General features: G+C 54.7%; 15 protein-coding genes. 10 read left to right on the top strand and 5 right to left on the bottom strand.

Going from position 1 to position 19,312, the window contains the following annotated elements; all coding sequences use genetic code 11:
• Positions 1 to 22 precede the first annotated feature (22 nt).
• The 3 genes from alaS to MFFC18_RS19080 all read right to left on the bottom strand — a co-directional run bounded on the left by alaS (position 23) and on the right by MFFC18_RS19080 (position 6,041).
• Entirely contained in the window at positions 23 to 2,815 is a 2,793-nt protein-coding gene (gene alaS, locus MFFC18_RS19090) for an alanine--tRNA ligase (RefSeq protein WP_075084654.1), read from the bottom strand.
• A gap of 144 nt (positions 2,816 to 2,959) precedes the next feature.
• Positions 2,960 to 4,183, bottom strand: a complete 1,224-nt coding sequence (locus MFFC18_RS19085; RefSeq protein ID WP_148618985.1) for a hypothetical protein — start codon at positions 4,181 to 4,183, stop codon at positions 2,960 to 2,962.
• Positions 4,176 to 6,041: a serine/threonine protein kinase gene (locus tag MFFC18_RS19080; RefSeq protein WP_075084652.1), complete on the bottom strand. Its 1,866-nt coding sequence runs from the start codon at positions 6,039 to 6,041 to the stop codon at positions 4,176 to 4,178. Before MFFC18_RS19080 ends, MFFC18_RS19085 begins: the two co-directional genes overlap by 8 nt.
• A 95-nt stretch (positions 6,042 to 6,136) precedes the next feature.
• On the opposite strand from MFFC18_RS19080, the gene MFFC18_RS19075 reads away from it, so the two are divergent.
• Entirely contained in the window at positions 6,137 to 6,691 is a 555-nt protein-coding gene (locus MFFC18_RS19075) for a peptide chain release factor family protein (protein WP_210421377.1), read from the top strand.
• A gap of 50 nt (positions 6,692 to 6,741) precedes the next feature.
• Here MFFC18_RS19075 and MFFC18_RS19070 read toward each other — a convergent pair whose 3' ends face one another.
• A complete protein-coding gene (locus MFFC18_RS19070; RefSeq protein ID WP_084417134.1) occupies positions 6,742 to 7,506 on the bottom strand; it encodes a lipoate--protein ligase family protein in 765 nt (254 codons plus the stop codon).
• Positions 7,507 to 7,766: 260 nt separating this feature from the next.
• Between MFFC18_RS19070 and MFFC18_RS19065 the strand changes: the two genes are divergently transcribed.
• Positions 7,767 to 8,597, top strand: a complete 831-nt coding sequence (locus tag MFFC18_RS19065) for a hypothetical protein (protein ID WP_075084650.1) — start codon at positions 7,767 to 7,769, stop codon at positions 8,595 to 8,597.
• Between the two features lie 40 nt (positions 8,598 to 8,637).
• On the opposite strand, the gene MFFC18_RS19060 is transcribed toward MFFC18_RS19065, so the two are convergent.
• Positions 8,638 to 9,288: a DNA-3-methyladenine glycosylase family protein gene (locus tag MFFC18_RS19060; RefSeq protein WP_075084649.1), complete on the bottom strand. Its 651-nt coding sequence runs from the start codon at positions 9,286 to 9,288 to the stop codon at positions 8,638 to 8,640.
• Positions 9,289 to 9,403: 115 nt separating this feature from the next.
• Here MFFC18_RS19060 and MFFC18_RS19055 point away from each other — a divergent pair, with 115 nt between their 5' ends.
• From MFFC18_RS19055 to MFFC18_RS19020, 8 genes are all read left to right on the top strand, one after another.
• Positions 9,404 to 10,687: a phenylacetate--CoA ligase family protein gene (locus MFFC18_RS19055; protein ID WP_084417133.1), complete on the top strand. Its 1,284-nt coding sequence runs from the start codon at positions 9,404 to 9,406 to the stop codon at positions 10,685 to 10,687.
• Positions 10,684 to 11,016 carry a DUF971 domain-containing protein gene (locus tag MFFC18_RS19050; RefSeq protein ID WP_075084648.1) on the top strand — a complete coding sequence of 111 codons (333 nt, stop codon included), beginning with the start codon at positions 10,684 to 10,686 and terminating at the stop codon, positions 11,014 to 11,016. The genes MFFC18_RS19055 and MFFC18_RS19050 overlap by 4 nt, the downstream gene beginning before the upstream one ends.
• 159 nt (positions 11,017 to 11,175) lie before the next feature.
• Positions 11,176 to 12,462: a 2Fe-2S iron-sulfur cluster-binding protein gene (locus MFFC18_RS19045; protein ID WP_084417132.1), complete on the top strand. Its 1,287-nt coding sequence runs from the start codon at positions 11,176 to 11,178 to the stop codon at positions 12,460 to 12,462.
• A gap of 24 nt (positions 12,463 to 12,486) precedes the next feature.
• Positions 12,487 to 13,485, top strand: coding sequence for a cytochrome c family protein (locus MFFC18_RS19040; protein WP_210421376.1), 999 nt, complete (start codon positions 12,487 to 12,489; stop codon positions 13,483 to 13,485).
• A gap of 48 nt (positions 13,486 to 13,533) precedes the next feature.
• Positions 13,534 to 15,264 carry a cyclic nucleotide-binding domain-containing protein gene (locus MFFC18_RS19035; RefSeq protein ID WP_162273956.1) on the top strand — a complete coding sequence of 577 codons (1,731 nt, stop codon included), beginning with the start codon at positions 13,534 to 13,536 and terminating at the stop codon, positions 15,262 to 15,264.
• A 1-nt stretch (position 15,265) separates the two neighbouring features.
• Positions 15,266 to 16,105, top strand: a complete 840-nt coding sequence (locus tag MFFC18_RS19030; RefSeq protein ID WP_075084645.1) for a hypothetical protein — start codon at positions 15,266 to 15,268, stop codon at positions 16,103 to 16,105.
• Entirely contained in the window at positions 16,102 to 18,267 is a 2,166-nt protein-coding gene (locus MFFC18_RS19025; RefSeq protein ID WP_075084644.1) for a cytochrome c3 family protein, read from the top strand. The genes MFFC18_RS19030 and MFFC18_RS19025 overlap by 4 nt, the downstream gene beginning before the upstream one ends.
• A 97-nt stretch (positions 18,268 to 18,364) precedes the next feature.
• Positions 18,365 to 19,282 (top strand): YdcF family protein, encoded by a 918-nt coding sequence (locus MFFC18_RS19020; protein ID WP_075084643.1) that lies wholly within the window; start codon positions 18,365 to 18,367, stop codon positions 19,280 to 19,282.
• Positions 19,283 to 19,312: the final 30 nt, after the last annotated feature.

Raw genomic sequence — 19,312 nt, 5'->3', positions numbered from 1 at the left:
CAGCCGGGTCGAAATTTGTAGATTAGATTTTGGATTCAATGAACGATACGGCCTCTTGAATCGCCTGTTCAATGTTCTCCGGATTTTTTCCCCCTGCCTGAGCAAGGTCCGGTTTCCCACCGCCGTTTCCGCCCACAACGGGCGCGACAGTTTTGACCCAATCCCCAGCCTTTATACCGCGTTCCACGAGGTCTCGCGACAGGCCAGCGATCAGCATTACCTTCCCAGGACCCGGTGAAGTTGCAAAAAACACCGCCACAGGATTGGTTTTCTTCCGAATTTGGTCGATTAACTGACGCATCAGGTCCGGCGTAGCCAGCGGAAGCGACTTCGAAATCACCAAAACTTCCCCCTTCTGCACGCCCTCGGCGATCAGGTCATCAGCCGACAACTCGGCCGCTACGGCAAGCTTCTCGATTTGCTCCAACAAGGACTGTTTCTCGCTCAACAACGATTGGACTCGAGCCGAAATCTCGGAAGTCGGAACATTCAGCAGCGACGCCGCTGAAAAGAGCTCATTACGGATCTCCAGATAGCCCGCTTTCGCATTGACCGCCGGCAGCTTCGTATCGTTAGGTTTAGAATTCGCTTTCCCGGAAGCCGCCTGTTTTTTCAGGTCGCGAACTTCGCCGAACAGTCCCTTCACGGCCGAACCGACTTGCGACGCGTCGACGCCAAGCAGTTTGGCGACTTCCTGTGACGCGGCTTTGACTTCCTGTTGGTTTTCGATCGCACGCTTTCCGGTAAGCGCCTCGATTCGTCGCGTGCCCGCTGCCGTTCCGGATTCCGAAACGATCTCAAACGCCATCACGTCAGAACTGTTGTTCAAATGCGTGCCGCCGCAAAGCTCCTTGCTGAAACCGCCGATCGATACCATGCGGACCGGGTCTGGATATTTTTCGCCGAACAGCATCATCGCTCCGGCCTTCTTGGCATCGTCCAGCGATACAGTTTCCCATTTCACGTCGACGCCTTCGCTGATCTTCTCCAGCGTCATCGTTTCAATCGCCGAAAGCGTTTCGCTCGGGATGGCTCCCTGGTTCGCAAAATCGAAACGCAGTTTGTCATCGTCGACTCGCGAGCCACGTTGCGTCGCATGTTCGCCAAGATTCTGTTGCAATGCGTAGTGCAAAATATGCGTTGCCGAATGAGCACGACAAACAGCGGCGCGACGTTCCGGATCAACCGTTGCGGTCACTTCGTCGCCGACTTTTAGCTTGCCAGATTTTACAACGCCGACATGGATAAACAGGTCGCCCGTTTTCTCCATATCGATGACTTCGAATTCGACGCCGTCATTGGTCAGCGTGCCAAAGTCCGATTCCTGACCGCCGGACCGAGCGTAAAACGGAGTCTCGGAAAGCACGACCACGCACTGGCCGTTGGACGCATCGATTTCTTCCAGCGAAGTTTCTACATCGCCGATCCCGAGCACCGTCGCCGTTCCCGAAGTGCAATCGTATCCGGTAAAAGTCGTCTTTTTCAGCTTGTTCTTGAACTCGTCGATCGGTCCGGAGTTCCCCATGACGCCATCGACCAGTGTTCCACTGGCAGCGCCGTGCCGGGCCATTTCAGCCTGGTAATTATCCCAGTTGAAACCCAATTCAGCTTCTGCAGCCAACTCGGAAGTCAACTCCGGTGGAACGCCGCGAGTCTGGAACAGCCGCGCCGCTTCTGCAGCGTCGATCTCGGTGGCCTTGCTTTGTTTCGCGTCTTCGATCATTTGCTCGACAAAACGAAGGTTGTTTTCGATCAGATGATAAAAGTCATTTTCCTCGTTCGTGATCGCTTTCTGAACACTGTCGACCGTTTGAGCAAGCTCTGGATAGGGAACTTTGAGCGAATCAACAACAGCGGGGACCAGTTGAGCCAAAAACGGATCGCGGAGTCCGATTTGATAGCCCTGCAAAACTGCGCGGCGAAGCAATCGGCGAACCGTATAGTTTTCTTTTTCTTTTCCCGGCAAGACATTTTCATGGATCGCCATCGTGCACGCGCGGACATGATCCGTGATGCGACGCATGCGACGACCGTTGTCTGTGTTGGCTTCGTATTTGATGCCGCAAACTTCCGCTGCCGCATGCACAATCGGCAGCAGCGAATCGATATGAAAGTTCGTCTCCACTCCCTGCAACGTTGCCGCCATTCGCTCCAGGCCCATGCCCGTGTCAATGTTCTTGCTTGGCAACGGAGAAAGGTTGTTTGGCGGATCGCCACTGCGATTGAACTGCGTAAAAACCAGATTCCAAATTTCGCATTCAGGTCCATCGTCGGGATGAAAGAAAATTTCGCTGCACGGACCGCAGACTCCATCGGGACCGTCGGTCGGAGCTCCCGCTGGCCAAAAGTTATCGTGCTCGCCAAGCCGTTCTATGCGATCGAGCGGCAGGCCGACTTCCTTGTGCCAGATGTCGGAGGCTTCGTCATCGTCCAGGTAAACAGTGACCGTCAGGCGTTCGGGATCGATCCCCATCCATTGCTTGTCGACCAGAAACTCCCAGGCCCAATGGATGGCGTCTTTTTTGAAATAGTCACCAAAGCTGAAGTTGCCCAGCATCTCAAAAAAGGTGTGGTGATAGGCCGTGCGGCCGACGTTTTCAATGTCGCCGGTTCGAAGGCATTTTTGCGAACTGGTCGCGCGTGTGAACTCAAGTTCCACATTCCCCAGAAAGTGATCCTTGAACGGATTCATTCCCGCGGGCGTGAACAGAACCGTCGGGTCCCATTTGGGAACCAGCACGTCGCTGGTGCAGACGGTGTGCCCTTTTGATTTGAAAAAATCGAGATAGCGTTGGCGAATTTCGTCAGTTTTCATGGGATGGCGATCGGTGACGTTTTGGGAAGTCAGCAATATATCGCGGTGCCTTGAACCCGAACAGTGAGTTTCGTTGGATTCGCTTCCACGGCGTCGTGCGGTGCAATCGTTCCCGTTGCACGCAGAGATCGTCGCAGAGCTGATCTATCCAGAGATCAAGCCGTCGAACAGGCGCTGGGCAATTTGCAAATCGGTGCCTTCGATCGCCGGCATTGGGATAGGGACGTCGTCGGTGCGCACGAAATCTCCAGCCGTTGTCCAACCCGGCGTGCCAGTGACGAAATGAAGCGTCGCAGTCCGGTATTGGCTTGCAGGTCGGTCAGAAAGGACGATCACCGGGATGGATTTCAGCCAAGCAATGGTCTCCTCATCCAGATGATTTTCAAAAGGTTCGCTGACTCCCATATCACACACGACCAGCAAGTCACATTCGCGGCGTCGGATCACGGACGTCGTCGAGTACTCCAAGCCGTTGTGCTTTGGTCCGCTCTCGGCGCTCTTGGTAAAGCGAACGGCGTCGGGAAAGCCAGACAGCGAAGCCAGCACATTGTTCGCCCCAATGCCGTTGCGGTCCTTACGAAGTGATCCCATCACAAACCGTGTGTGGTCGTTGAGCGACCGGACGAGCTGAAACCACTGGTCAGTAGTGACATCAAAATTTGCGTCGACGCCTGATGGTTTTCCAACGAAGAGTGAGCCGTAGTTCGCCGAAGTCATGGCTGTGATCAGGCTGGAATTTTCACGGTGACCGGCGAGTTCCAGGCGAAGCTGTTGAGCGAACGTTTGGGCGTCCGCGGCAGAGACACGGATGAATTCGTCAGCCAGTACTGCGGTCGCCGTTTTCGTTTCGTCGATCACAATCAGTCGCTTTTTCGGCTTATCCTCGTTACGAACAAATCGCTCCACGAATCGAGGGTGCGTCGTTTCCGGATCGCAGAACCAAAGCACCACCAGGTCCGATCGATTGGCGACCTCGCCCAGCGTTGCGGTTACTTTTCCGTAGCGTTGGAGCGAAAACATGGATCCGCGAGCAGCGTTGGACCAGCCCGAATCGATCCCCGCGTAGAAACGGTCCGCGACTCTGACTGCAGACTGTTGCGCTGCCGTCGAGAGGTTTTCAATCCCTGTGATCAGCGGCGCATTTGCTTTATCGAGCAGCTCGCGGACTTCGGCCAGTTGAGTGTCAGAGATCTGTGACTGAATTTTCGTTTGGCTCTGCGTTGCTTGAGCCGCTTCAATACGATCGGCAAACCAGGCGGCACCGACGTTGCAGGACAGTGCTTCGACAGGCACTTTGGAATCAGCAGCCGTTGTCAGGCCATCGCAGAGGCAGCTACATCCAGGGCAAACACGTCGTAGACTATTCATCGTCCGACGGTTCCTGCTGCGAAGTTGAAGCGTCGTCCGGAGCATCCCCAAGCGGAAGTTTGGCCAGCAATTGCTTGGCCTGTTTTACCAGTTGGCGAACTTCGGGGTTGGACGCTTCGCTCATCGAATCGTACAACGCGATGATCGAACGATAGGTTTTGGCAGCTTCCGCTGGTTCGTCTTCTGCGGCACGCTTCATGGCGTTGCGAATACTGTTGAGGTTCGTTTTGGCTTGTCGCTGAGCGTCCTCACGAATCTTCAGTCTGAAAATCTTGGCGGCATCGACACATTCTCGATCACGCTGCGACATGTCCGGGTTGGAATCATGAACGCGAACGAAGGCATCCATGCTGTTGTTGGCGGCTTCGAAATTCGATTTCGCAAGATTCGCGATCTGCAAAAACTGTCGCTCGATCTCCGTCAGTCGAGCTTTACCGATCAAGTTCGATCGTGCCTCAAGCTTGTTTGAAAGCTGCGAGTAATACTTGGTTGCTTTGCCAAACTCAAAAGTTCGTTTGACGATATCCGCCCGTTCGTCTTCCGGATATGACTCCATGAACCGTTCGCACTGCTCGAGAACTGCCGACGGCGGATTGGACTGGATCTCAGCGTACAATTGGTCTGCAGAGGGAGTTTGATACGAAGTCCACATCCCTATCGTTGCGAGCGAAACGACCGCCAGCAGCATCAACAGCGTTCGCAGGACTCCTTTGCCGTATCGCGCTTCGATGGGATCTTCTTCAGCCTGCGACGCGGAAGCCCGCTCCATTGGGCTGACCCGATTGTGAAAGTCACTGCGCGGTCGGCCGGTGGATTCAGGCAAATCGCTGGAGACAACGGCACTGTCGACAACCGTTTTATCAGCTCGGGTCGGCATCGCGGCGTGTGAGCTTGATGCGCCTCCCTTTGAGCCGCTGGACGTCGAATGGTCGGTGATGTGAGTAATCGTGGCCATGTCCTTGCCGATGTTGAGCGTAAGATGCTCGTCGTCATCCTCTGTCGGATTCTTCAAGCTTCCCGTTTCGGCGGTTTTGGCTTCGCTGTACGTCTTGAGAGCTTCTTCGATATCTTCGAGGCGATGGTTCAGCGCCAGTGCGGTCGAAACCCGTTTCTCTGGTTTCTTCTCCATCAGCTTGGCGATAATGTCTTCAATTTCCTTCGGCACGCTAGGCACGGCTTTGCCAATTTTCGGCGCCGGAACACGAGTCAAATTGCGCAACGATTCTTCGATCGAGTTGGCAGTGAACGGAGGCCGACCCGAGAGCAGCGTATAAAGCACGGCGCCCAGGCTGTACAGATCGCTGCGAAACGTAACCGGCTCTCCCTTGGCCTGTTCCGGGCTCATGAAGTCCATCGTGCCAAGAATGTTGTCGCCCGTGTTCTGGTTGTTGCCGAAACTTTTGGCGATTCCAAAGTCCGTGATCTTCACCGAGTTGAATTGCGTCATCAAAAGGTTGCCGGGCTTGAGATCGCGATGAATGATGCCGCGATCATGTGCGTGCCGCAAACCCTGACAGACGTCTTTGGCGATTTGCAGACACTCTCGCCAGTTGAAACGATGACCTTTTTTTTGCATCTGGAACAGGCTGTTGCCTTCGATCAGCTCCATCGAAAAATAGAGCATGCCGTCTTCCTGACCGTAGCTGATCAGTTTCACAATGTTGGGATGATCCAACTGCAGCAGAGCGTTGATTTCAGATTCAAATCGTCCGCGAAAGTGATCGTCGTGCGAGTAGACTGGCGAAAGGACTTTGACGGCGTGCAGCTCACCCGTTTCGCGGTGCGTTCCCCGAAAGACTGTGCCCATTCCGCCACGGCCGAGCGTTCCTTCAAAATCGTAGGGGCCGAGCTTCTTCATAAATTTATAATGGGGCGGGAATTGGAAACCGCCCAATTGTAGACACTCCCGGCGATACGCTCTACTGTCGTTGACCGGTTGTCCGCGAATCGCGAATGTTTGTAACCTCAATGCCAGATTCAGATCCATTAACGAATCCACATCCAGCGTCCTGGCCGACAGAGAAGTTGCTGTCAGGTTGCGACACTCAGCGGACTCGCCGCGGCGGACCCGGTGGACAGCATCGAAATAAAACGGAAACCGCGATTGTGGTGACCCATCGTGAAAGCGGCGTCAGCGGGCAGGCCAGCGAGCGTCGAAGTCAGCTGGACAATCGAGAGGCAGCGGTTTTTCGATTGCGTTTGAATCTGGCGATCTCCCTCCGATGCGACAAACCGGTTCAGGATGAGGCTGCTTTGCCCAGCGAAATGTGGCGAAGTCGCGCCGTGGGCGGCAAGCTTGTCGTCAGCCCGAAACATGCAGACTTTCCCGCACTCGTTGCCGAAGCCCTCGATTGGGTTTTTGCCTACCAGTTCGATTTGAGTTCGGCGGCCAAGCAAAGATTGGGTTTGTCGACGTCGCAGCTGGTCAAGTTTTTGAAGCTCTGTCCGGAAGCCTGGCAGTTGGTCCAGCAGAACCGCGTGGATGCAGGCTTGCCGCGGTTGAAGTAGGCCGCAAGATGAAAGTCAGCAGGCGCACAGTCATCGTCTGGTCAGCCTGTCTACTTCTTGTTTAACCAGCTCTCGGATCCAAACCGTTCCGATTCGACTTCAGCGGCTCGATTCAATTCGTCAGTGGATAGTTCGCCGATGACAAACTTGACCTGCATCGCATCGGCAACTTTCGCGCTGATACTCTCAATCAACCGAGATTCGTCGATCGGCTTTCCGCTCAGTTCCTTCAGTCCCGGAAGTTCGGGCGCAAACCTCGAACGCGACAGCAGCAAACTTCCGTGCTGAATCAACGCATTTTTTAGACGCCGCTGAGCACTGCCTCCAACTTTGGCGCCATCTAAAATAATGTCGCCGACGGCACGACGCTCGAAGCACAAAAACGGATCGGCTTTGCTGGCTTTGACTTCCTGATCTGGCGCAGCCTCGTAAAGCTCAGCAGCGATGCCCTGCTCTGACAGCGCAGCCAGGATCGCATTGTGGACCAGGTCATACAATCCCGCGTTGGCTTTCGCGATCGATCCTTTCGTCGCAACGCACAGACTATAAGTCAGCTCATCATCATGAACGATCGCGCCTCCGCCCGACGCCCTGCGGACGATGGGACAAGATTCACTCGGCGAATGGGATTGGCGATCGGCAACTTTCTGGAAATAGCCCAGCGAAAGCGTCGCCGGCGACCAGCCGTAAAACCGTAGCGTCGTTCGGCCGCTGGCAACCGTTGATTCGAGGATCGCCTGGTCGATCGCCATGTTGCGTGCTCCGGCAGACACCGCGTGAACAATCTGTCGAGCTTGAGGGATGGAAGTTGACATCTTGCCAAGTCTACCGCAATCGGAAGGCGTTCTTAAGGCGAACACGTTTATTACAAACGAGTTTTCCACGCGGAAGCAACGCGATTCAGCCGTTCCGCGGCATCAAAGTTTTACACCGGCGCCGAGTTTGACGTTGAAAACTCTCAGGCAATTAGACTCGTCGGTAACTCGGGCGTGAAATCGGATTTTGTCACTGGGAAACGAAAGCAGCGATGTTAGTTTGGCTTGACCGTTAAACACCGAAAAGGAATTTGAAACACATGGCCGAAACTGCTGAAACTGCTGCTCCAGGAAACGAAGTCTCCATTTCTGACGAAACGATCGAACAGTCCAAAACCTTCATCGGGCAATGGAATCAGTTGATCAGCACGACGAACTGGGGAAAAGGCGAGATCATTTCTCAATGGCGCGCGTCGCTGAAGGATTCCAACGCGTCGGTCAATGAGTATTCCGATGAAGCCTGGTGTCAGTTGGTTGGCGGTGTGACGCCGCAGCACGTCGGTCGTCTGCGTCGCACTTTCGATCGCTTCGGCAGTGAGTATCAGGATTACAGCGGGCTGTACTGGAGTCACTTTTACGCCGCCCTCGATTGGGAAGACGCCGAGATGTGGCTGGAGGGAGCGATCCAGAACAAGTGGTCGATTTCGCAGATGCGGCATCAGCGTTGGGAAACTCTTGGCAGCGACCCGAACGACCAGCCGCGAACCAGTGACGTTGTCGCGACCGAGTTGGCCGAAGAATCTCAGACGCTGGCTCTGTCTGAGCAAAACCGTCAGAACGACAAAAACTACGTCGAAGGTCCGGTTCACGAAGGGCCTGACTTCGGCGACGAAGGCAGCGGTGACGGATCGAAGTCTACGAAGACTTCGGACGGTTCACCAGAAAGTTCGGATTCAGCCGAAGAGCCTGAAGAATTCGTTGCCAAGCCTTTCGAGTCGTTCACCGATTTGCCGGACGATGTTCTGGACGCGGTCAACGCTTTTAAGATCGCAATCATCGCTCACAAAACAAACGAGTGGGCGGATATCTCTCGCGAAGACATGTCGGATTTGCTCGACGCCTTGAAGCAACTGGTTCGCACGACGACATGATGCGTCGTGATGGATTGGATGCGGCTCTGCCGATCGTCAGTCAATTCTCGTCCAGCTCCAGGCTTCTCCACATGTACCAGCTGGCGATTGAAGCGTACGGCCGCCAAGGCTCGGCGATTTCTTCCATTTCTGATTTCGCCGGAAGATCGCCCAGACCGTAAACGTTTTTGACCGCGGTTCTGACGCCAAGGTCGTCCACGGGCAAAACATCCAATCGGGCCAGCGAAAATATGAGAAACATTTGCGCGGTCCAACGCCCGATACCTTTGACTTGCGTTAGCGATTCAATAATCGTTTCATCGTCGAGTTTGTGGATTTCGGCCAAATCAACATCGCCATCGACGACGTGCTGGGCCAGGGACTGGACGTAGGTTGCTTTCTGTCGCGAGAGTCCGATTTCACGAAGCTCGTCGACTGAAAAATCCAGAATCGTTTTGGGGCAATAAGGCTGACCACGCTTGCGAGCTGTCTTGCGATTATCTTCAATCGCTGTTTCCAGCCGACTTTTGATCGCTTCTGCCGCTGCGGTTGCGATTTGTTGAGAGACGATCGATCGAACCAGCGTTCCAAAACGATCGCGACGAGCCTTGGTCGTGAACGGGCCGACAGACTTGATAATCGCGCCGAGTTTGGGGTCGGATTTTCGCAGATGCAGACGGGCGGCTTTGACGTGCTGGGCGGAGAAGGACATGCAGAGGTGTTCGGGGAAATTTGAAAACGATCGCCGGGGTTTCGAGTTGTCGTTGCTACGTGCGATAAGACACAACAGGCTGTTGGCGTCGGCGAGTTCCGAATATCATAGAGGCATGTGGCAACTGGAACGAACCAATTCTGAACATCGAAAAAAGATACTGGCTCAAGACCGAGCCAGCTTTGAACGCGCCCAGGCCGAACAGCTGTTTGCGTTTGCCGAACTGGTCCGCGAAAAGAATGCGTTCTTTCGGGAACGGCTTGATGGCGCCGATGCCATTTCGAGTCTCGACGCGTTCGCTCGTGTGCCGTTGCTGAAAAAGCACGAGCTAATTGGCGACGACGGCTATGCCGCGAACCTGTCGTTTTCGCGAGAGCACTACAGTCGATTCCATCGGACTTCCGGAACGACGGGCCGTCCGCTGGCAGTGCTGGACACGAAAGACGACTGGCAGTGGTGGATGGAGGCTTGGCAACACGTGCTCGATTCAGCCAACATGACCGAATCGGATCGTGTTCTGATGGCGTTTAGCTTTGGTCCTTTCGTCGGATTTTGGTCGGCTTTCGACGCGGCAGTCGAACGCGGGGCTTTGGTGATGCCGACAGGAGCGATGAGCACCGAAGCGCGGCTTGATCTGGTTCTGTCTTCGCGAGCGACGATTGTTTTTTGCACGCCCAGCTACGCACTGCATATGGCTCAGGTTGCTGAACAGAAATCGATTGACCTCGCGAGCAGCGCCGTTAGAAAAATCATCGTCGCTGGAGAGCCAGGCGGATCCGTTCCGGAAATTCGCGCTTCCATTGAATCCAAATGGAACGCGGGCGTCGTGGATCATGCCGGAGCGACCGAAGTCGGACCGTGGGGGTTCGCTGATGCTGCCGGAACCGGGCTGTATGTCAACGAGTCGCAGTTCTTTCCAGAATTTTTGGACGTCGAAACGAACCAACCGCTGGACAAGAATTCGCCTGCCACCGAAGGTCAGGTTTGTCAGCTGGTGATCACGACAATCGGTCGGCTTGGTTGTCCGGTGCTACGATACTTGACCGGAGACCTCGTGCGTCCAACCTGGAAGACAGACTCATCGTTTGTGTTTCTCGACGGCGGTGTGCTGGGGCGATCCGACGATATGATGATCATCCGTGGCGTAAACGTTTTTCCAACATCGTTGGAGAAAATTCTACGTGGGTTTGATAGCGTCGACGAATTTCAGCTGATCGCGTGGCGTGATGGGCAGATGGATCAGCTGAGGGTTCGCGTTGAGGACCGTTTGGGGGATCCGAACAGGATTGCGAACGAGATTCAGATCCGGTTGGGTTTGCGTGTCGAGGTAGAGGTCGTTGAATCTGGATCGCTGCCACGGTTTGAGATGAAAGGCAAAAGGTTTCTGGATCAAAGATGAGTCTTCACCCTGTTGAATTGACGAAAACGGAAGATCGCAGCATCGTGATCGTATGGAGCGATGACGTGCGGCACGAAATTCCGTACAGCGCGCTTCGTAAAGCCTGCCATTGTGCTCACTGCAATGAAGAACGCATCAATCCAAAGCCTGCCCCGCCAACAAATCAGCTGACGGTCTTGTCGGCTGCGGAAGCTCGCCCGCTGGACATCGAAGTCATGCATCCGGTCGGCAACTACGCTTACAACATTCACTTTTCCGACGGTCACAGCGCCGGAATATACACTTTCGATTTGCTGCGGCAAATTGGCGATGCGGTTCCCAAAAGCTGACCACCGCCAAACTGAAATCGCTAGCAATTTCTTGCTCCAAACCCCTCCAGCTTCAAGCTGTGCGCTTCAGCTTGGCGGTCTCTCAAGCGGCCCATCCGGGAAGCCGAATACCGAAAGTGGGTATGCGCGGAATTTTCGCGCCCAATTTGACGGATTCGGATGAGCCAACACGGACTTGGCACTACCTTCATGTTTGGAATCGACAGCATCATTTTATTCTTGGGCATCGGACTGTGCGCCGCAGCATTGCTGGGCGTTGCCTCGTGGGCCGGGCAGACTTTGATGTCTCTGACTGGCACCAATCAGGCCCATCAGGAGTCAACCCGCTGGATGCGGGAGGCGATTCGACTGCGTGCCAGTAACAAGTCAGTAAAAAGCAATGCCGGTGCATGGAACGGATATCGTGACTTTATCGTTACCAAAATGGTTCGCGAGTGCGTCAACACAGTGTCCGTCTACCTCGCGCCAGAAGACGGAAAACCGATTCCGGGTTTCAAGCCCGGGCAGCACATCACGCTGAAGTTCCAGCCCAAAGGAAAATCAAAACCGCTGATTCGCTGTTACTCATTGTCGGGAGCACCAGGCAATCCGTACTATCGCGTGACGGTGAAGCACGTTGCCGACCGAGGCGGCGACAAGGGCCCGGGCGTGGTTTCCACGATTGTCAATTTCGGTACGCGTGTCGGACATCGAATTCCAATCAAGGCACCGTCGGGCCATTTTTACCTGGACGAACAATCTGACGACGTCGCCGTCCTGTTGGCCGGTGGAATCGGAATCACACCGATGGTCAGCATGCTGGACCATTTGCTGGCCACGAACCCGAATCGATCCGTCGTGTTGATTCACGGCGTTCGCAACAGCGAGGAACAGCAGTTCAAAGAGTACCTTGGCGAGAAAGCTGCCGAAAACGCAAACGTGCACGTCATCAATTGCTACTCTCGTCCTCAGCCTGACGACATCAAAGGCGTCGACTATCAGGTTCAGGGGTTCGTCTCGATTGACCTGCTCAAAGCCATCATTCCCGGCGAAAATTGTCAGTTCTATCTTTGCGGGCCACCGGCGTTTATGGAATCTTTGCACTCGGGCCTGGAAGAGTGGGGCATCGACGCGTCGCGCATCAAGTACGAACAGTTCGGCCCTTCGACGATCAAGAAATCGACCGCTGGAAACGAAACCAAACACGATTCTCCGGACCCGGTTTCGTTTCTCGAGTCCAATGAAGTCGCGCTCTGGAATTCCAGTTTCGAATCCTTGTTGGAGCTTGCCGAAGCCAACGACATTCCGATCGAATCCGGTTGCCGGGCTGGCAGTTGCGGCACATGTGAAACGGCGATCGTCAGCGGAAAAGTCCGATACACGACGGGGGATAAAGTCAGTTGCAATCCTGGCTGTTGCTTGCCATGCATTGCGGTTCCTGACGGTGCTCTTGAGTTGGAGGTGTAGTCGATGTTCCGAATAAAAGCGTCCATGCTCAAAGTTTCCGCTGCCGTCGTGTTCATCACGTGCCTTGTCTCTCACATCGGTTTACAGGCGGCTGCTCAGGGTCTGGTTTGCGATCCGTCCAAGGTGATGACGTTTGAGTCCTGTGCCAATTGTCATGGAAGCGAAATTCGGGTTTGGCGGCAAACGCCTCACTTCAAAACCTTCGAAGAACTCTCACGCAACCCGAAAGCTCGCGAAATCTGTTCGAAGATGGGGCTCAGTTCGGTCAAACGCAGTAACGTCTGCATCGATTGCCACTTCACGCTCCAGGAGATCGATGGCCGCAACAAAGCTGTATCCGGAATCTCCTGTGAGTCGTGCCACGGCGCTTCCCGCGACTGGCTGGCGCTGCACAATGACTACGGCGGTCCAACGGCAACGAAAGAATCCGAGTCAGAGTCGCATCGGAAGAAGCGGCTTAAACAAAGTGCCAAATTCGGCATGAACAATACGCGTGATCTGTATTCCATTGCAATGAACTGTTACAGCTGCCACATGGTCCCCAACGAAGACCTTGTCAACATCGGCGGTCACACTGCGGGAACTGCCGAGTTCGATCTGGTGCGCTATTCGCAGGGACAGATTCGGCACAATTTTCTACGTAGCAACGGAGCCGTTAACGAGCAGGCGTCTCAGGATCGACTGCGGATGATGCATGTCGTGGGGCTCATCGCTGATCTTGAGTTCAGCACCCGAGCCACCGCGATCGCGACCGAAAACGGGACTTACGGCGTCAACGTGGCCCAGCGAGCTGCCGCTTCGGCGGTGAAGCTGTTTGAGTTGCAGAAAGCATTCAACAACGAACAGGTACAACGTGTGCTTGAGGCATTTGCCAAAGCCAAACTGAACACCAACAATTACGAACAACTCAACGAAGTCGCAGACGAAATCCAACAGGCCGGTCGCGAGTTCGCGGTCAAAAATGATGGTAGCGAAATGGCGTTTGTCGACGCTCTGTTGCCCTCGCCCAGCCAATACAAATAAACGCCCTTCACCCAATGCATGGATGCTGCGGGAAGACAGGAACCACAGATGGAAAATTCAACACGGATCAAATTTCCGGCTCGCTGGAGTGAGCCTTTGGATCCTGACATGGACGCGCGAGCCGTCGATGGGCTGTTGAAGGTTGCGCCGTTCACGGCAATGAATCCGGAGAGTTTTTCGGAATCGATGCCGCTGTCAGGGATTCTGAAAAACGATTCGCGACTGCAGCAGTTGGAAAAGGGCGACATCATTGTTCGCGAAGGTGACTACGGCGGAAGTGCGTTTCTGATCGTGTCCGGAGAAGCACTTGTTTCCACTCGAAGCTTACCGCCAGAAGTTCTTGGCCGTGGCAACAAGGAACGAAAAGGCTGGGGGCGAGCGATCGCACAGTTGTGGCGAAACTCCAATCAGACGGAAGCTCGCGACTACTCGAAAACCAAAACGCCCAATCAGGATACTGGAACGGGCTTGCGAGATCACTCCAGCGGAACGCATGTTTTCCTGCACGACATTCCTCGCGTGATTCCTCCCGAGCACTCGATTACGCTTGGCGAAGGAGAAATCTTTGGCGAGATCTCGGCGCTGACTCGATCCGCGCGGTCAGCTACCGTCGTCGCGAATTCAAAGATGGTCGTGCTGGAAATTCGTTGGCAGGGCTTCCGCGAGTTGATGCTTCGAAATGAAGCCATGGGGCAACATATTGAAAAACGATACCGCGAAAACAGCCTGCAAGCTCATCTCCGAGAAACTGAAATTTTTCGCGATTTGCCTGACGACGTCATTCGCAAACTCGCCGATCGCACGATTTTTCAGACCTTTGGAAACTATCAGTGGTCGCACAAGTTCAAATCCACTCTCAAGAAAGACATCTCGCAGCGGATTCTCAACGAGCCGCTGATCGCCGAGCAGGGCGACTATGTTGATGGCCTGGTTTTGATTCGCAACGGCTTCGCTCGCTTGAGCCGAAAGCATGGAGAAGGCCATCAGACGATCGCGTATCTGGGCAAAGGAGACACGTTTGGCTTTCGTGAGGTCGTGCACAACTGGGCCACCGGTCAGCAGCGGCCGTGGATGCTGAGTCTGCGTTCGCTGGGCTTTGTCGACGTTTTAAAGATCCCGGTCACGGTGCTTGAGGAACTTGTCCTGCCGCAACTACGCGAGTCTTCGTTTCCGGCACCGCTGCCTGACCTCGCTGGTGACGGGAAAGCAAGGAATCGACGACTGACGCCACGCGCCAAATCGATGGAACCGGGGCTGATGGAGTTCCTGGTAGAAAACCGGTTTATCAACGGCACGCAGGCCATGATGATCGACCTTGATCGATGTACACGCTGCGATGACTGCGTCCGGGCCTGTGCCTCGACGCACGATAACAATCCCCGTTTTGTCCGACACGGTCCGGTGCACGATCACTGGATGATCGCCAACGCCTGCATGCACTGCCTTGATCCGGTTTGCATGATCGGCTGTCCGACCGGAGCCATCGGTCGGGATCGCGAAACGGGTAACGTTGCAATCAACGATACAACGTGCATCGGATGTTCAACCTGTGCGAACAACTGTCCCTATCACAACATTCAAATGGTCCAGGTCAACGACAACCGCGGGAATCCGATTCGCGATTCTGAGACCTCGCTACCGGTGATCAAAGCAACCAAGTGTGATTTGTGTTTGGAGCAACCGTTTGGGCCTGCCTGCCAACGCGCCTGCCCGCACGACGCGTTGGTTCGCATCGATATCAGTTCGCCAGACGACGTGATGGAGTGGACTGAGAAATAGCATGAAGTTCCTCTCACAAATGAATCGACTTTCGCGGCGACGGTTGCGAAACGTTACTTTGACCGTCGCCTCAATCGCGATGCTGGCTGCGATCGTGATGTGGATGGACCGTTCGCTACTGCACAGTAGTTTCCTGACCGGGTACGTGTTGATCGGCAGCCTGTTTTTGCTGGCTGCGTTTGGGATGCGAAAACGACTGCCGATGATTGCCGGCATCGGTAGTGCGTCATTTTGGATGCAAATGCACATCTATGTCGGTTTGGGATCGTTTGCCGTTTTTGCAATGCACATTGCGTTTCGAGTTCCCGACGGAATGCTTGAATCGATTCTGGCACTGTTGTATCTGGTCGTGTTTTTCAGCGGCATCTACGGCATCTGGGCCACGCGATCGATTCCGCGAAAGCTGACTTCAGTTGGAGAAGAAGTGATCTTCGAGCGGATTCCGGCGTTCAAACGGCACCTCGCGCGGCGCGCCCAAACGATCGTCATGGAGTCCTGCGAAAGCACACCAGTTCTGGCAAATTTCTACGTCAATCGGCTGTCGAAGTTTTTCGAATGCCGTCGTGGGTTGGGCTACATGCTGATCCCAACAGGTCGGAAACGCCGACATTTGATTGCTGAGATCGAAGAGCTTGATCGATTCCTGGCTCAAGAGGATCGGCGAGTCAGTCGCGAATTGGCAATCATGGTTCGAAAGAAAGATGACCTCGACTATCACACCGCGATGCAGGGTCGGCTCAAGCTGTGGCTGTTCGTGCACATCGCAATCACGTGGAGCCTGTTGATCTTTTCCGTCGTGCATGGACTGTTGGCTCACGCCTACGGTGGAGGTCTCGCATGAGTGTGAATTCCGAAGACGATTTGCGGCTGCAGGACTTTTCTGACACCTTCTATCATCGCCCGCACGATCCAACGGTTGAGATTCCTGCAGGGATCGTCAAGCCATGGCCGACTCGCGACGATGGGAATCGGGACCTCAGCGAAGAAGAGCCGACGTTGACTCGGCCGTCGCTACGCCAGCGACGCAAGGTGCTGTCTCTGTGCGTGATCGCGTTCACGATCGGAGCCTTGATGATCGTGCTTTCGTCACCGTACAGCAACGAGTTTTTGGCTCCAGGACCGCTGCACTCAAGCCACGCGCAACTGTTGGCCGGACATGGAGCTGATCGGTGTGCGGCATGTCATTCGGGAACGACCGGATCCGCATTCGGTTGGGTGGCGCATGCGTTTTCGGGAGCTTCGAACAAGCAGACTCAGTCAAAGCTTTGTCTCGAATGCCACAAGGCCTCGCTCAACGAAGACTTCGCGCTCAACCCGCACAACGTCGCACCACAACAGTTGGCGAAAACGACCGCTCAGTTTCAAAACGCATCCTTTGTGTCAAACTTGACGATTCCCCCGGTGACTGCGAACAACGAGATCGCTTGCAACGCCTGTCATCGGGAGCACAAAGGGGCTCAGGATCTTCAGGCGATGACCGATGCTCAATGTCAAAGCTGCCATCAGTCGAATTATCACAGTTTCGAAAGCGACCACCCGGAGTTCACCAGTTGGCCCAAGGCGTCACGACAAAATATCGCCTTCGATCACTCAACGCACGCATCCAGGCACTTTCCCGGAAGCAACGCGGTGTTCGATTGCAGTCGCTGTCACCTCGATGATGCCTGGCAGAATGCCAAAGTTCAAGCTCCGTTCGAACAGGCGTGTGCGTCCTGTCATGAGAAGAAAATCGTTGATAGTGGAGTCGGCGGGTTTGCTGTTTTGTCATTGCCGATGCTGGACATGAAAGCCATCGAAAAACGAAATCTGAAAGTCGGCTCGTGGCCGTTGGCAGCGACGGGAGATTTCGACGGTCCGCTTCCTCCCGCGATGCGGTTGCTGCTGATGGCCGATCCGCGAGCCGGTCCGATTCTGAACTCGCGGCCAGCATCATTTGAGTTCGCAGATTTGGATCCTGGCGACGATCGCGATGTGCAAGAAGCGGTTACATTAGCCTGGTCGGTCAAACGATTGCTGCACGAACTCAGCCGCAAAGGTGTTCCTGCGGTCGAGCGGAGAATCGAGACGGTGCTCGGTCGCGATCTGGATGCGGAAGAGGTCCGAGGCATGTTTCGCGGAATGGAAGGCCATTCGTTTGCGGCCGCAGCAAGACGCTGGTTCCCTCGGCTCAACGCGGAAATCAAAACAAGGTTTGGAGAATCGTCAGCCGCCGATGTTTCCAGTCTGATCAACCCGCGTGACTTCCTCGCAAAAGTTCCTGCGCAAGAGCAATTGGCGCGGAACCCATTGGCTGGGCTGGATGAAAATTCGGCAGGCACTGAAGCTGCGAAACTTCAATCACAAACGTCGCCTCAGCGAACTGCGACTGAGCCAAACGTGACTCCGCCGTTCTCAACTTCGACTCAACAGGCAAACGTTTCGCCAGCAATGCCCCGTTCGATCGGCGAAGAACCGGTCTCGGCGCTCAAACCGGAAACCGGCAGCGGACTGCGTACCGGTTGGATTCGGGATGATCGGTCGCTGCGAATTTACTACCGTCCGGCGGGGCATCAGGACGAATTTCTCAAGCATTGGTTTGAGATGATGTTGGCCACACCCGATGCGGATTCCAGTGCGGCCACGTCCGAACTCTATCGTTCCCTCACTGGGACCGGAGCGATTGGCAACTGTCGCTACTGCCACACGCTCAAACGAAACGAAGATCGGTCTCTGGTGATGAACTGGAATGCGAATCGTCGCAACGGAGCGTTAGGCCAATTCACTTCGTTCTCACACCGTCCGCACCTCGTTCAACCAGCTTTGCAGGATTGTTCGCATTGCCACAAAATGGATGCATCGGTTTCCAACGGCGATTCCTTCGCCAGCCTCGATCGAACCGATTACGAAAGTAACTTTCATCCGATCCTGAAGTCGACCTGTTCCAGCTGTCATCAGAAAGGGTTGACTGACAACAGCTGCACAACCTGTCATGACTACCATGTCGGCGGGCACAAAACACGGTGACGGATCGGGCCAAGCCGATTCGCTGACCACGCGATTGGGTTTAAGTTCGGTTTTGGTATCATGAGCGTTCGCAATCCACCAACCATATCGATGCCGCATGTTCTTTTGGCGCAAAAGCAAAAACTGGGAAGACGAGTACGACGAATACTACACGCGCGACATTGAGCGTGGTGGTGGGTCGACGAAGTTCCGTTACTTGCCGCATTTTCTGTTGTTGCTGTTTGTCGGAGCGGTTTTCTGCGCCATCGTCGGTGCCGTCGCCGGGATGACGATGCTGGAAAAATTGCTCACAGCGTTGGCGATGCCAGTCGGGATCCTCTGGCTCCTGCTGTTGGTCACGATCTACTTTTGTCTGATCAATCGTAATGCCTGGCCAGCCATGATGTGCTTTCTTTGTTGGCTGCTGCTGACGGTCGCCGGAAACAGCTTCTTCACCAGTTGGTACGCTGGAACGGTCGAACAAGCGTACTTCGAACAGGATTTGACCGATGTCGATCCTTTCGATGTCGTCGTTGTACTCGGCGGTGGATCAACCACGCGGCTGTCTGGCAATCCACAGGTTTCTGAGTCGGGAGACCGCATCGTGCAGGCGGCTCGATTGTGGCACGCGGGCAAAGCCAAACAGCTGATGTGCACGGGACTGCAATCGTTTCGTTCAACGGAAAAAGATCTGCATCCGTACGAAGAAGCCACATTGCTGCTTGAAGAGCTGGGAGTCGCGCCGCAGGCGATCTTGAAACTTAACGGAATCAACACTTCGGAAGAGATGCAAAATCTCAAGAAGTGGTCTGACGCAAATCCGGGCCAGCGAATCGGTTTGTTGACTTCTGCCTGGCACCTGCCACGAGCCCATCGATTGGCCAAGTCTCAGGGGTTGGACGTGATGCCAATCGCTGCCGGATTTTACAGCCAACCTTACGCGCCGAGTCCCAATATCGTCGTTCCCAGCGAGTACAACCTTGTCGTATCGGCGGCGGTCACGAAAGAGTATCTGGCGCGACTGGTCGGGCGTTAATGCGACTCACGTCTTGATCGGCTGATCGGA

This window comes from Mariniblastus fucicola (assembly GCF_008087665.1).
Classification (GTDB): domain Bacteria; phylum Planctomycetota; class Planctomycetia; order Pirellulales; family Pirellulaceae; genus Mariniblastus; species Mariniblastus fucicola.
Note: the sequence above shows the minus strand (reverse complement) of the source record. Positions and strands in the feature narration are given on the sequence as shown.